Below are 13,431 nucleotides of genomic sequence, written 5' to 3'. Positions count from 1 at the left end.
GGCTTGGCGTGCAGAGCTAGAACATGTTCGACCAGGAGACCTGATTAGTAGTTGGCCGGTTAGGTATGATCGCCATGTCGAGTGCGCGAAGAGCCGGATTACGACCGGTTAGGTACCAGCAGTCGTTCTGCTGCGACAGCATATAACGGTCGGCAAGACGCTCAAGCGCCACGCGGTACTTGTCCGTTACTTCCCCCTTTGACGCCTGGGACAACAGGTCTTTAGACCTGATGCCAGGCTGGTTCCACGCAGCTCGCGCCAAATCGTATCCTTCATCACCGCTCATGATGTAAATCTCATCGGCAACCGCCTCTGGCACCGGGTCAATCAGAAACGGGAACTCAACTGGGAAGATGTACCAGCGACGCCAGAACTCATAGTGAATTCTCAACCGGATTACGTCCTTACGTGCACCTAGAACTTCACAGCAACGATCGAACGACCAATCCCCCAACGTTGGACCGAATACCCATTGAGCGGCCTTCACGTAGTCGTCTGGCTTCATTTTCTTGGCAAACAGCGCCTCGACGTTTGCCTTGACGATCCTGAAAGCCAGCCGCGGAACACCCGCTTCAAAGTCTTCCTCGTCCAACCGGCGAAGACTCTCTTCTTTTACTGTTCTTCTTTGCGATCCAAGGTTCGGTAGATTATCGAGTGCGGAGATAGCAAGTTCTTGAGCAAAAGGACGTGACTCGACCATAGCTTCGTCACTACCCAGAAAATCCACTTGAGCATCGTTGATGCCGTCGCCAAAATCGAAGGCGTCAAGACCTTCGAAAATATTGGCGCTATCAAAGCTCTCAAGCCAGTTACGAACATCCCCAGGATCAGAAATATCGCTATCAGTGCCAGTATGAACTTCAGGTCTGTACTCATAGCCTGTGTCCTCCATTACGTCTTTCTGTATGGTTAAATCGTTCATGGGTGAGTCCTCAAACTGGCACAGTCTGGGTAAATTGATCCGCCCCCGTCAGGGGTTCGTGAAAGAGGCGCTCTGGACGCGGTAGCGCAGCGGCTTGCAGCCTGGCTACCGAGTGCGCTGCTCTGGCGTCACCCCACTGCACGTTGCACCCATCAGTAATCGATATGTACTGGGTTGCAGTGAAGGCCAACATCTTCTCTGCCATAGCTACCAGCCCGAGGTCGCCATCCTGAATCAGAAACTTCAGGTACAACTGCGCGGTGGCTTGAGTGTTTGGCCTGAAGAAAACAAAGCTTCGCGCTCGGCTGAGGCAGACCTCTCGAAGGTCTATCGACTCCTGTCCTAATGCTTCCAATGACGGTGCCGAAATCACAACCCTCAACACATGCTCACTTTCCGCCGCCAGCAGGCGATCAACACACGGGTCGTTGCAGCCCCCGGGATCGGTAAACACTGCAAGAGCGGGCACTTTTGGTACTTGGCGATCACCGACGCGCCCAACTGCGTCGGCAAGATTCGCGATTACAATCCTACGGAGGTTAGACGCCGCGGCTCCCCGACCGATGTACGGTGCAGCAAGATAGACAATCTTCCCGCCAGCGATGGCATCGTGCAGGACTAGATCTGGTGTGTAGCTGTTGAATATCTCACCCAGCCGGCCTGTCCCGAGCATGCACATGCTCCCGGCAAGACCTGAGTACTGTGCTTTGAGAAGGGAAGGGCTGATGTTGCCCTCCGAGTCACGGTAGGGCGCTAAGGCAGATCTCAGTAACCGCAGCGCTTCGGACCCGGGGTGAACTTCATTGATGAAACACTCCAAGGCCGCTATCGAGTCAGGTTTCATGACAAACATGCCGAGATCAAGGAACGAGTACGGGATATTGCCCAGCTGAAGGCAGGCAATTAGCGACTCCAGCAACCTGGCAGTGCTGGCATTGTTTTGATCAACCGAGTCATCCTGAATTGCAATGAAGTTCATCACCTGGCTTGCGATGTTTTCAGGTGAGCTGTGTAGCACAGGGTTATACGTGTGACTGGTCGCTGGCTTCGCAGGATTTACGACCAACAGATCTGCCTCACGGCCGGCAGCTTGGCAGGCCTTCACTAATGTAGTGAGCATTGGCTCCTCGATCGCTGAGCCAAGGACGATCACAGCACCACCCGATGAGATCTGGTTTTCCAGCATCTCGCCGATCAGCTGCTCCTGGCCAGTGCCACGCGGATCAAGGACGAGCATGTGCCCGCCACTGGCTACGACAGCCATTGGGTTTATTTCATTCATCTGCTAGCTCCTTTAAGACCTTGCGGGCGCCGGTAGGCTTGCCACTACCACCGAGGTATTTGTCACTGTTTTTGAAGTAGTCAGCGCCCTCCACGGACGCTTTCCGGAAATGATTGATGCGGATTCGGCCAATCTCTTTTTGAAGTTTTTTGTCGATGGTGATCATCGGCACACGGACGTTAAAGATCTGGTCACCGCCGTATTGGATGATGCATTCGCCCTTACCGAGCGCTTTAAGATCGTCGGGACTCACCTTGTATTCTTCCTGCTCGCGTTCACCCTCAGAGATACCGGCGGCTGCGCCCGTACCTCCTTCTGGAGCCACATTGAGTAGGGGACTACTGCTACTTTCGTTCTGCGTACCACTAAGTGATTTCGCAATCCCGATTTTCATGCCGATCAGATCGGCGCACTCTACGGCCGTGGCTTGGGTACCGATCTTGAAAAAGATCTTGGTCCAAGTGTTACCGATGATCATCTCCTTGAAATCGGGAGACACCACATCAAGGTTTGCCAATGTCTGAGCGGCGGGGAACAGCGCCATCTGCGCTGATCGGCCTTGCTCAAAAGGTCGTGCAAGCGAATGAACTGCATAACTGCCTAGCTCATCCATGAAATTGAGGTGAGGTGGATTTGGCCGCTCTTCTTCCGGTAATGCCTGCACCCAGGAAATCGCTGTACGGAAATCACCGAGGAACATCTTGCCGAAGTTGGATGCCGCCTCGTTTTTGCCCATGGTAGGCAATGCAACGTAAATAATTTTCTTCGCCCGAATGGCTTCGAAGAGGTCAATATCTGGGGTATACGTGTTCAGTACCTCACCGAACTTGCCGGTACCGAACATGTACATCCTGCCGGCAAGTCCGCCGAAGGTTTCTTTCATCCGCTTGATGTCGACCATGTTTTCAAGGCCGGGCTTTCCGGGTCCGCCGCCGACTTTGTACTGCTCAAGAAAAAGCGACAGATTTTTTGTGGCCGGGTTGTGAGGCTGAGTTTTCTTCAAGCGAGTCTCGAGTTCCTCGATCGCTTTATGGTTCATCAGCAGGATCGTGAAATCGATGAAGTTGTAGGCAAGCCCAGCCGCTTGAAACGCCGCAACCAAAGTCGCAATCCCCTGGTTCGCTGACTGCTTATAGTGGTCTGCTCCCGGGTTGTTCTCAGTCGAAGGGATAATCGACAAAATTCGTGCAGCAACTTCATCCGGATCGCCCCGGAGGATCGGGTTGTAGGTATTGCTTAAATCCGGATTGCCCGGATTGAGGATCAAGAGGTCTTGCTCACGGCCTGCCCAGCAGCAGTACTGATAGATGGTCTGAATATCGTCGGCGTTCATTTTGCCGTCGATGAACGTCAATCCCCCACCGCGCTGGATCTGCTGGAACATCAATAATTTGCCTAGGACGGTCTTGCCGACGCCGGACTGGCCCAGAATGAAACCGTGTCGCATGAGATCTTCATCTGGAATATGGACTGGGCTACCTGTGTCAGTCGTATAGCCCACTAGCATTCCATCTGGACGCACTAAGTCAGTCGCTGACCTGATGTTGATCTTCGAATCAAGGAGCAGCTGATCCTTCCAGAACTGGAACAATCTGTTGCCAATGAATGCCCCTCCCGCCGCTCCCAGCGCGAGCGGCAAGCTGGAGGGTAGCGATCCGAAATATGGTGAAGTCAGAACCCCACCGGCGCCCATTGAGCTCAGCGCCAGCGTATCTAGTGATCCTCCAATTTTCGATCGTAAAATCTTTTCCATGCTCATCGAGGACGACCTATGCAGCGCATAAAAAAACCCGAACACCAAAAGGCGTCCGGGTTGTGGGGTTTATAAGAAAATGCTCGATTCAGTGGAACCGGAGCCAGACTCAACTGGATCGGCTGGTGAATCAGCAATACGCAGCAAAGGCGATTGCAAAAGCGTTTTGATTTCAATCTGAGTCAGCAGGGTGTCCTGCTCAATCTGCGCACGTGCAGCTGCGATATTGCTTATGTGCTGTCCTTTTTCCTGATACTCCTGGAGTCGAGTTTTGTAGCTCATGTAGCGGCTCGAGAACTCCGTTCCCATTGTCAAAGATCCAGTGTCGCTTTGTTGAGTTACGCCGGATGAAGTGACTTGAGTAGCCATGCCGGTAGCAGGATTCCCCGCAGCCTCCATCTTGGCCTTTAGCCCTTCGACGTACTTGTGATCATCGAATTTTCCCATGTAAACATCAGCACTGAACCCCAGTAGCGAAAGACATTTAGACGTTGCGTCGGTAATGCTTTTCTTTGCGTGGTCTTCATCACTCGATATTGTCCCGTAGGCATCCCGAGAGAGGAACGTGGTTGCGCCGAACTGCTTGATGGAGCCGCGTTTGCCCTCATAGATGTACCAGACCTCAAGGTAGACCTTGTGGATGATTTCACGACCGAGCATGCGACCGTCTTTATCAAAGCCCAAAGGGCCGCCTTCAACATAGCTTTCACTGATGAGTTCAGTACCCCATCCCAGCCCATGAGGCCCAAAAATCTGGGTCGCACGCATTGCTTGGTAGGTTGGAGATACTGCGGTGCCTTGAAAACCACCCTTGCTGAACGACTTGGTTATGTCGGGATGCGTTTCCTGCACCTGGTTCCACACCGCCAGACCGATCGAAGCCGCAGGTGCACCTGCATCCAATGATTGGCATTGCTTGACTGCCGGAACCGCAGTGGATACTGCTTCAGATGTGGGTTGCATAGTTGAACTCCTACGACGCTGCAAAAGAGTGAATAACCTGATGCAGGGGTATGTCGCACAGCAGCCAATAAGGTCGGGAGGGGGGAGAACGTATTTTTTGCTTACGTAATTTGCAATACTTAACACGTGGCTATATTTTAGGCCCCACAAACAGCCTATTGCAACAAAAAGGCGACTACCTGTATTATCGCTACGTGTTACGTCGCACACTAATCCCACGAGTATTCCTATGAACACCAAACCCCGTGCCCTACTGGTTGCTTCGCTCGCCTTTGCCGCAAGCACCGCTGGCGCCGTCGACGTGCGCCAAATGGTGATCCCGGAATCGGTGGGCGTAGCGGTAGAACCTGCGCATCAGGCACATGTCCTCGGTGAAGCTATCCGCGATAGTCAGGTCAAACGCACGCCAACCATCTGGATCGTTAATGAACCATCGCGCACCCGCGCACTGATGCCAGCAGAAGAAGCACGGTTAGACTCGATCGACGCGGAGGCGGCTGAAGATGCTCGGCACGTGCGAGCAACCGTTCTGTTTGGTTTCGACAAGACCAACCCTATTGAGTGGGCAGCACTTGAGAACACGATCGCTGAAGCACTGCGAAAGGGGAGTGTCGTTAAGCTTGTAGGTCATGCGGACGATGTTGGGAGTGACGCGTATAACCAGAAGCTCTCTGAAAATCGCGCAATAACCGTCGCCCGCTATCTGATCAAACGCGGTGTCAGCAAAAAGAACATCAAAGTCTTCGGCCGCGGTAAGCGTGAACCTGTGTCGATCGTTGACAGCTCAATGAACCGCCGAGTCGAACTGGATATTGTGAAAGCTACGGGGGGCGCTCTTTGAAAGAGATCGACATTCCGCGCTACGTCGATAGCCAAACGCAGTTGTTGTTTTGGGAAATCGACGAGGCGGTAATTTTCATCGGTTGCTTGGGCGCAGGAATCGCTATCGGCGGCTGGGCAACAATCGCATCACTGGTAGGAGGTTGGTACGCAGTGAAGCGCTTCAAGCGTTTCAAGAATGGCGCACTCGATGGGATTTTGCAGCACCTCTGCTACTGGGCCGGGGTAATGCCACTCAACAAGCATTACCAAGACTCATCGAAACGAGACTTCTTTCTTTGAAACTGTTTGTTCATGCGTTATGCGTACGCGTTATGAATCCTTTTCCCTCTCAAGGGTTTTAGAAAATGAATTTAAAAAGTCTGCTCGGCACGATGGAAGGGCTCCAGTCGTTCGGCAAATTGAACGCAACGGCCAATATCTTTTTGGCTGTTGCAGTGAGCGTGCTGGCGATCAACCAAATGGGGCAGCACGAGACAACTCGCCTGATCCCTCCGACGCTGGACAAGGAGGTAAGGATTGGCTGGAACACCGCTGACGAGGAGTACCTGAAGTCCTTTGGCCTTTACGCCTCAGTTCTGATGGGTAACGTCACCCCCAAGAATGTGCAGTTCGTTGCCGACTCAGTCAGCGCCTTCGTAGATCCTGCGATTTACCCAGAAGTACGGAAAAAGATGTTCATGCTCGCCAACGATCCCGTGTTCAACACGAACGCCGGGTCAATCAGTTGGTCGGCCTCAAAGACCAGTTACGAAAAAGAAACCTCAAAAGTTTTCATCGTCGGAACGATGGAGTCGCGCAGCGCGACAGGTCAACTCAAGCCCGAGGTTCACGTCGTTGAGTACGTCATGAAAATGCGAAACGGCCGCCCAGTCATTGAGGCGTTCGATACCTATCCCGGTTCCAACCCTAAAACCCAAAAATGGATCCAAGCACACCCACCTAAGCCAGCAGAACAAACCAAGGAGACGATTCAGTGAAACGCACAGCCATTGCTCTCATTGTGCTGGTCTCCCTTCAAGCGACTGTTGCTGTTGCTGATGGGACGGCCAATTACAACTTGCCGCCGGTACCGAAGACGGCCGTTCAACGCACCAAACCTGTAGAAGCGCAGCCATTGCCTGGATTGGGGTTGATGCCGGGTAATAAGGAAGAGTCCCGTACTCAGGTAGTTCGCGTTGGTTCTGACCGAAATGAGATCGTATATGTTTCGAGCCTTTTGCCGAATCGGATTTCTACGCCTTTCGCTGAGCCACGCTCGATCGACCAGCAAGAAGCAGATGTCGATTTTTCAACGATCGGCCAATCTCTTTACGCAACGATGAAAACAGGCAAACCAGTCGCGGCCTATATCACTGGCGCGAATCCGAATGATCCTGTGATTTCTCTCACTCTCGTACCAAAAGAAATGCCGCCGCAGACAATAGTTTTGCAGTTAGATAAGGCCCTGGCAGAAACTGGTGCTAAATCCGAGACAGAGAGTGCACCGGACAACAATGTTTACACTGATCATATTCGATACTGCTTGCGAGAAATTGCACTCGGCAAAACGCCGGAAGGATTCAGTGAAGGCGCTCTACCTTCGGCAGCGGCTAACATTGGTAATGTAATTGCCTACCCGAAAGTCCGGTATTCAGGCCCCGAATACGATATCTATCGCTATACAATCTTGGGCACTACTCCAAATGATGTTGATTTGGATGAAGGCACGTTTTATAGCGAAGGCGTACGCGCCGTATCGTTTTTCCCAACTGCCACCTTGAGAAACGGAAAAACCACAGAGGTATTTATCGTTTCTGACAAATCGGCGACCGGGGATTAACCATGGCACTGAAAGACAATTTGAATACTTGGTGGCAAGACCTGAATCCGCGCTGGCGTCAGGTCATTGCTATAGGGGGTTTGTTGTGCGCCCTGATGCTGGTTGGTGCAATTCTGGTTGGCGGCGGGAAGCAAACTAACCGCAAAAAGCCAGAACCTTTAAACGAGTCCAATCTGTTGTTGCCGGTCGGCAACAACAACACACCGGAACAGTTGCTCGCGAAGATCGAAGCTCAAGGCAAAGAGCTGAAGACTGTCAGCTCTCAGCTTCAACAGGAAAAAGACGCTCGAACCGCCGATAAGCTCCGTGAACTGGAAGAAAAACAGAACAATAAAAATGATGCAGTCACCCAAGATGCCTTACAGGAATTAAGAAGGCTTAACCAGCGTATAGAAGATCTGGAGAAGAACGGACCACGTCCTGGTTCGCCTCCAGCATTAACTGATGCGCTGCCTGGTTATGACGCTTCGGCCGGCACTGGCACCGCAACACCCGCTGCGGAAGTTAAACCGGTGGGCCCGAAACTGCGAATCACAGGGGCAAACCTCGATAACAAGCGGGAAGCCCCGAAACGTGAGGAAAAACCTGTACCGGCCATGCCTAGTGGTTCTTTCTTCGAAGTGGTTCTTCTGAACGGGATGGATGCTCCAACCAGCGCCACGACGCAAAAGAATCCAGTTCCAACGACGATGCGTGTCAAAACGCTCGCAATGTTACCTAACAAGTACAAGCTCGATATCAAAGAATGCTTTGTACTTGCATCTGGATACGGTTCGCTTTCTAGTGAGCGTGCAATTATTCGAACTGAAAGTATTTCGTGCGTACGAAAAGACGGCAAGATTATTGACACCAAGCTGGAAGGTTACATCGTCGGTGAAGACGGTCGTGCAGGTATGAGAGGGCGACTTGTTTCTAAGCAAGGCCAAATGATCGCAAAAACAATTGTTGCCGGTGGCCTCTCGGGCATCGCTCAAGGGTTGACGCCTCAAAGCGTTCCGCAACTTAACCTCAACCCAGGCCAAACCGTTTCCACACAAACTGCGGATGCTTCAAGCATCCTCCAGACCGGTGTTGCTAAAGGCTTCTCAACATCCGCGAACGAAGTTGCAAAGTTCTATATGGAAATGGCGCGTGAAATGACCCCAGTTGTCGAAATTGATGCTGGCCGGAAGGTGAGCGTCATGCTGGTTAAAGGGTTTGAACTGAAATGAACAAGGTGACGCCTATGAAACGAATTTCAATTATCAGTGTGCTACTGCCCATCGCATTGCTCAGTGGTTGTTCTTCTTGGTTCAACACCGCAGGCGACGATGAGTTTTCCTGCCCCGGTATGCCCCAAGGAATCATTTGTAAATCGCCAATGGCCGTTTACAAGTCGACGAACCAAATGCCGGCGTTGACCGAAAGTGATATGCCGATCGGTCAAAAAGTGCCGAACGTTAAATACGGTAATGATCTGGGAAAGACTGCGAGCTCTGAGCAAAGCCTGAAGGCTTCGAACGGGATGCCAGGGCCCAAAGTTGCAGATCTTGCCCGTCCAGTACGAGTGCCGGCGCAAGTTATGCGCATCTGGATCGCACCTTGGATCGATAGCAAGGACGACCTCCACTTTCCGTCCTACCTATTTACTGAAGTACAACCGCGCACCTGGTCCTTCGGTAAAGCAGAGTTTGCCGGGCAGGGAATGGTTGTACCTCACCGCGAGCTCGCAGCCGTACCGCCAGTGAACGCCACGGTACCAGCAAACCAACACGAGGAAAAACAACCCTCGGATTACGCTCCCGACCCAACTGCTGCAATCCCAACAACCACCGACATCAACCTGAACTGATCCAACTGGAGCTTCACCATGAACGTACAAAACACTGCTCAAAACGTAAGCAAACTGGCTGCGCCTTTCGCCAAGATCAAAAGCAAACTGGCCGTAGCAGCTATCGGGCTTGCTACCGCGTCCGGCTTCACCGCTAACGTCCAAGCCAGCAACATGATCGAGCTCAACCAGGCCGCTCCGCACGCAAAAATGAACAAGACCGCCATGCTGGTTGTCGCCGCAGTAGGCTTGGCGGCGGCTCTGGACGTCACTGCCGGCTCCGACTCCACGTTCACCACGATCGTGACCAACCTGGATGACTGGATGACGGGCTCCCTCGGTAAAGTCTTTGCTCTTGGCGCGCTGGGTACTGGCTTGGCTATCGGTGTTGTGAAGCAGTCGGTTATGTCGGTTGTCACCGGCGTCGCTGTTGCCCTGTCGGCAAGCGTTGGCCCGGGCGTGCTCACCAACATCTTCACTGCCACTTTGTAATACCCCCGAAGGCGCACTGGTCATCAGTGCGCCTTTTTAGTTGGCTCTGCCTGCGGGTTGCCCTACAGGCCTTCCAAAGCCTACTCAACCACACTCCAAGGCGAACAGTGCTATGGCAGCCCCAAAAGCAACGATCAAAGGTGACCGAGTCACCCTTCCTCAAGCAAAACTCACCGTAAGAGCAGTCGACCCAGACTCCAAGGTTTTTTTCTGCTCTGATGGTACTGAACACTATCTCGGCGCTTGTTTTGTCTCCGACGCTTTGACGGGCGCAAGTTCGTCGACCGTGGACAAGTTGCAATCGGCGTTGAGCATGGCCTTTCCGCCTGGAACATTCATCCAGATCGGCATGCTTGCCAGCCCTGATGTCGGCGAGTACATCGACGCATACGTCAACAACAAGCCCAATTCAACACCAATACTGCGCGCACTGACGACACAACACGCAAACCTGATCAGCAGCGGCGTGGACACTCCGCTGGTGCAGCGCAGCGGAGTCATGCTCAATCGTCAGCGCGTTATTGTCACCGTCAAGTTTCCATGCCGTAACGAGCGGCCTGAAGACGCGGATATCGCCACAACGAAAGAAAGCGCCGACCGAATCACGGAAGCGCTGAAGGCAGCATCGCTGAACCTTTTTCAGCTGGATGCCGTAGCGTACCTGGTGATCATGCGCATCATCACCAAGCTATGGGATGCCCCGCGCTCCCATTACGACGAAGCAAAATTGCTGAAGGACCAGATCTATTATCCGGGTGACTCGATCAACTACGACGATCCTTCAACGATCAAATTCAACGAAGGATCTCATTACGCTAAAGCGTTGAGCGTCAAATTCTTCCCCCAGCGCACAAGCCTAGCAATCATGAACCATATGATCGGAGATCCAGGTGGACTCTCAAATCAGATCACCGATCCTTACTACATGGTTCTGACGCTGCACTACCCAGATCAAGTGGTGAAGGTAGACGAAGTCAAAAACACCTCCTCAATTATCAACCATCAAGTGTTTGGGCCGACGGCGCACCTCATCCCTGTGCTGGGCTATAAGAAAAAAGGCATCGACACGCTCGTGCATGAGATCGAGGGTAAGGGCGCAGTGGTCGTCGAGGTGAATTTCACTGTTTTCCTTTTCTCGCGCAGCCTTGAGCGGTTGAACAAGCTTTCCTCTGGCCTCCAGGCCTACTATACGTCTCTCGCATTTGAGCTACGGGAAGACAAGCGGATCCTCGAAGCCTTGTGGAACAATCTACTGCCTCTGAACACCACTCGCGAAGGAACGAAAAACCTATTCCGTTTCCACACGATGGGCGTACGCCACGCCGTGCAATTTCTACCGATTCTGGGGGAGTGGACCGGCTCGGGAATGAGCGGAGCAATGCTGCTACTCACACGCCGTGGCCAGCCAGCGCTGATCGACCTGTACGATTCAACTACGAACTATAGTGGGATCATTTTTGCCGAGGCGGGCGCGGGCAAGTCCTTCCTCACTCAAAAATTCGTTGCGGACTACCTGGCTTCAGGTGCGAAAGTCTGGGTCATTGATGCCGGCCGGAGTTACCTCAAGCTATGCAAAAGTGTCGGCGGCGAATTCATTGAATTTCGTCCTGAGTCAGATGTGTGCCTGAACCCATTCACGCACATCGAGGATCTCGAAGAAGAAATGGACATCCTCAAGGCCACCATCGCCAAGATGGCAGCTCCCGAAGATATCCTGGACGACTATCAGTTGTCCCGAATCGAGCAGGCCATCACCAGCGTTTACACGAGGTATGGCAACGCCGCCAATATTCGAGCAGTTTCTGAGTGGTTCATCGCTCAATCCGATGATCCAGAGTGTCTGCGTCTTGGCCGTCAGCTCTTCCCGTTCGCCGGCGGTCAGTTCACGCGATGGTTCGAAGGAGAAAATAATCTCGATATGAGTAACGCATTCATCTGCATGGAGCTGAGCGATCTGAAAGGTCGACCAGCGCTTCAGCAGGTTGTGTTGCTGCAATTGATCTCGCGCATCAACCACGACATGTACAAAGCCCAGATGGGGCAGCGCGGACGTAAGAAGATTTTGATTGTCGACGAGGCTTGGGAGCTGCTCGATGACCCGATGATGGCGAAGGCCATGATTGCAGCCTACCGTAAAGCCCGAAAAGAGGATGGAGCCGTGCTCGTTGTTACTCAGTCGATCGGTGACGTTTATGCATCGAAAAACTGCGAAGCGATCGCGGCAAACTCCGCCTGGCAGTTCATTCTTCAGCAAAAGACAGAGTCGATCGATTCTGCTATCGACAGCAAGCAGTTCAAGATCGAAGCCTACGGCCAGCACATGTTGAAGTCGGTTCACACGATGCCAGGCAAATACAGTGAGATTATGGTGAAGCGCAGCGATACGGACTGGGGGATCGTCAGACTCGTGGTCGATAACTTCCACAACGTCATGTTCTCCACAAAAGGTGCGGCGCGAAACGACATTCTTGACCAGCTCGACCAAGGCGTTGACGCCGTCGATGCAGTTAAGAACTTCATCGAGCGTGAGGCGGCCTACGCATAGTCGTAGCCGTCGCACCCCTTCACACGCCCGGAGAAATCTGGGCTTTTTTTTGGCACAAAAACCATATCATGATACTGATGGGATTATTGGCACGTGTTATGATTCGGAATAACGCCTAAACAACACCTATTTCTCAGCAGCGACAGAGGCCGGCAATGACTAGTACAAATCACCCCACCCCTGACAACTCGAGTGAGAACGTCAGCCTTGAACCTGAAGATATTCGCAGTAAGCCTGCCGGAGGCAAAAAAGAGACCGTAGTGCAGGGCGGGGTTTCGTTTCTCACTACCGCCGTAATCGCAATGGCATTTTCAGCCTTCAGCGGATTTATTTCATTCCACTACGCCACTGCAAACCAGTCGACCTCCGCACAGGTTTTTCTGGTAGACGGCTCAAAGCTCGCAAGTGCACAGATGAAGCAGACACTTGATAAGCCAGGCATGACGCCTGAGCAGGCTCAGAGTGAGGGTCTGGCGTTTGTTAACGATCTGCAAAGCGCACTTAGACCATTTAGCGAAGCAGGGATTATCGTCGTCAATTCATCGGTGGTGATGAACGAACCAGCGGGTCTCAACATCACCCCGCAAGTGGCTAAACGACTGGGCCTGACGCTGGAGTGATGATGGAAGCAAAATCGTTTGGTGCACGTCTGGCGGCCCCCTTTGTTGCGCTGCGCAATGACAAACAACGTCGGCTGTTTCTACGCAACTCCCTAATCGGCATCACAGCTTCTTTCATCGTCGCGATCGCGAGCGTTACGGCATTCCGCCAGGAATACCGAATAGGGGTTGATCTTGCATCTGTTCGGTGCCTGCCATGGCGGTTGTACTTCATCACCTACGGCATACCGCAAGACTTGAAAGTTGGTGATTACGTGGCATTTGTTCCTTCAGCCGGCCTAATGGGGCCTCACTTTGATGGAAAAACTGTAGGCAAAATGATCGCGGGCTTGCCCGGCGACAAGCTTGTAGTAAAAGGCAATATTGCATTCATCGGGGGTCG

General features: G+C 52.6%; 14 protein-coding genes. 10 read left to right on the top strand and 4 right to left on the bottom strand.

What is annotated here, in order from left to right; genetic code table 11:
* Positions 1–16: 16 nt before the first annotated feature.
* The 4 genes from QMX88_RS03390 to QMX88_RS03375 all read right to left on the bottom strand — a co-directional run bounded on the left by QMX88_RS03390 (position 17) and on the right by QMX88_RS03375 (position 4,920).
* Positions 17–922, bottom strand: coding sequence for a hypothetical protein (locus QMX88_RS03390; protein ID WP_282366330.1), 906 nt, complete (start codon positions 920–922; stop codon positions 17–19).
* A gap of 10 nt (positions 923–932) precedes the next feature.
* Positions 933–2,204 (bottom strand): hypothetical protein, encoded by a 1,272-nt coding sequence (locus tag QMX88_RS03385; protein ID WP_282366328.1) that lies wholly within the window; start codon positions 2,202–2,204, stop codon positions 933–935.
* Positions 2,197–3,963, bottom strand: coding sequence for a type IV secretory system conjugative DNA transfer family protein (locus tag QMX88_RS03380; RefSeq protein WP_282366326.1), 1,767 nt, complete (start codon positions 3,961–3,963; stop codon positions 2,197–2,199). Before QMX88_RS03380 ends, QMX88_RS03385 begins: the two co-directional genes overlap by 8 nt.
* A 63-nt stretch (positions 3,964–4,026) precedes the next feature.
* A complete protein-coding gene (locus QMX88_RS03375) occupies positions 4,027–4,920 on the bottom strand; it encodes a hypothetical protein (RefSeq protein WP_282366324.1) in 894 nt (297 codons plus the stop codon).
* Positions 4,921–5,149: 229 nt separating this feature from the next.
* On the opposite strand from QMX88_RS03375, the gene QMX88_RS03370 reads away from it, so the two are divergent.
* The 10 genes from QMX88_RS03370 to QMX88_RS03325 all read left to right on the top strand — a co-directional run.
* Positions 5,150–5,761, top strand: a complete 612-nt coding sequence (locus QMX88_RS03370; protein WP_282366320.1) for an OmpA family protein — start codon at positions 5,150–5,152, stop codon at positions 5,759–5,761.
* Complete coding sequence (gene traL / locus QMX88_RS03365) at positions 5,758–6,042, top strand: type IV conjugative transfer system protein TraL (RefSeq protein WP_116894912.1); 285 nt, start codon at positions 5,758–5,760, stop codon at positions 6,040–6,042. The genes QMX88_RS03370 and traL overlap by 4 nt, the downstream gene beginning before the upstream one ends.
* A gap of 65 nt (positions 6,043–6,107) precedes the next feature.
* Positions 6,108–6,740 (top strand): type IV conjugative transfer system protein TraE, encoded by a 633-nt coding sequence (locus QMX88_RS03360; RefSeq protein WP_230691856.1) that lies wholly within the window; start codon positions 6,108–6,110, stop codon positions 6,738–6,740.
* Positions 6,737–7,582 (top strand): TraK domain-containing protein, encoded by an 846-nt coding sequence (locus QMX88_RS03355; protein WP_230691857.1) that lies wholly within the window; start codon positions 6,737–6,739, stop codon positions 7,580–7,582. Before QMX88_RS03360 ends, QMX88_RS03355 begins: the two co-directional genes overlap by 4 nt.
* Positions 7,583–7,584: 2 nt before the next feature.
* Entirely contained in the window at positions 7,585–8,793 is a 1,209-nt protein-coding gene (locus QMX88_RS03350; protein WP_282366309.1) for a TrbI/VirB10 family protein, read from the top strand.
* 14 nt (positions 8,794–8,807) lie between these two features.
* Positions 8,808–9,413 carry a type IV conjugative transfer system lipoprotein TraV gene (gene traV, locus QMX88_RS03345; RefSeq protein WP_230691859.1) on the top strand — a complete coding sequence of 202 codons (606 nt, stop codon included), beginning with the start codon at positions 8,808–8,810 and terminating at the stop codon, positions 9,411–9,413.
* 18 nt (positions 9,414–9,431) lie between these two features.
* On the top strand, positions 9,432–9,884 hold the full coding sequence (gene traA / locus QMX88_RS03340; protein WP_230691860.1) for a TraA family conjugative transfer protein: 453 nt from the start codon (positions 9,432–9,434) through the stop codon (positions 9,882–9,884).
* Between the two features lie 112 nt (positions 9,885–9,996).
* Complete coding sequence (gene traC, locus QMX88_RS03335) at positions 9,997–12,429, top strand: type IV secretion system protein TraC (protein ID WP_230691861.1); 2,433 nt, start codon at positions 9,997–9,999, stop codon at positions 12,427–12,429.
* A gap of 155 nt (positions 12,430–12,584) precedes the next feature.
* Positions 12,585–13,049 (top strand): hypothetical protein, encoded by a 465-nt coding sequence (locus QMX88_RS03330; RefSeq protein WP_282366298.1) that lies wholly within the window; start codon positions 12,585–12,587, stop codon positions 13,047–13,049.
* 2 nt (positions 13,050–13,051) lie between these two features.
* Positions 13,052–13,431 (top strand): pilus assembly protein (locus QMX88_RS03325; protein WP_282366296.1); only part of this gene is annotated, 380 nt, incomplete at its 3' end.

The organism is Pseudomonas sp. PS02290, from assembly GCF_029960075.1.
In the GTDB taxonomy this organism is placed as follows: Bacteria; Pseudomonadota; Gammaproteobacteria; order Pseudomonadales; family Pseudomonadaceae; genus Aquipseudomonas.
The sequence above is the reverse complement of the archived record's forward strand: the minus strand, read 5'-3'. Positions and strand labels throughout refer to the sequence as shown.

Coding starts and splice junctions, on each gene's coding strand:
- traC (WP_230691861.1), top strand. CDS start 9,997: ATGGCAGCCCCAAAAGCAACGATCAAAGGTGACCGAGTCACCCTTCCT.
- QMX88_RS03360 (WP_230691856.1), top strand. CDS start 6,108: ATGAATTTAAAAAGTCTGCTCGGCACGATGGAAGGGCTCCAGTCGTTC.
- QMX88_RS03370 (WP_282366320.1), top strand. CDS start 5,150: ATGAACACCAAACCCCGTGCCCTACTGGTTGCTTCGCTCGCCTTTGCC.
- QMX88_RS03380 (WP_282366326.1), bottom strand. CDS start 3,963: ATGAGCATGGAAAAGATTTTACGATCGAAAATTGGAGGATCACTAGAT.
- traA (WP_230691860.1), top strand. CDS start 9,432: ATGAACGTACAAAACACTGCTCAAAACGTAAGCAAACTGGCTGCGCCT.
- traV (WP_230691859.1), top strand. CDS start 8,808: ATGAAACGAATTTCAATTATCAGTGTGCTACTGCCCATCGCATTGCTC.
- QMX88_RS03385 (WP_282366328.1), bottom strand. CDS start 2,204: ATGAATGAAATAAACCCAATGGCTGTCGTAGCCAGTGGCGGGCACATG.
- QMX88_RS03350 (WP_282366309.1), top strand. CDS start 7,585: ATGGCACTGAAAGACAATTTGAATACTTGGTGGCAAGACCTGAATCCG.
- QMX88_RS03375 (WP_282366324.1), bottom strand. CDS start 4,920: ATGCAACCCACATCTGAAGCAGTATCCACTGCGGTTCCGGCAGTCAAG.
- QMX88_RS03390 (WP_282366330.1), bottom strand. CDS start 922: ATGAACGATTTAACCATACAGAAAGACGTAATGGAGGACACAGGCTAT.
- QMX88_RS03330 (WP_282366298.1), top strand. CDS start 12,585: ATGACTAGTACAAATCACCCCACCCCTGACAACTCGAGTGAGAACGTC.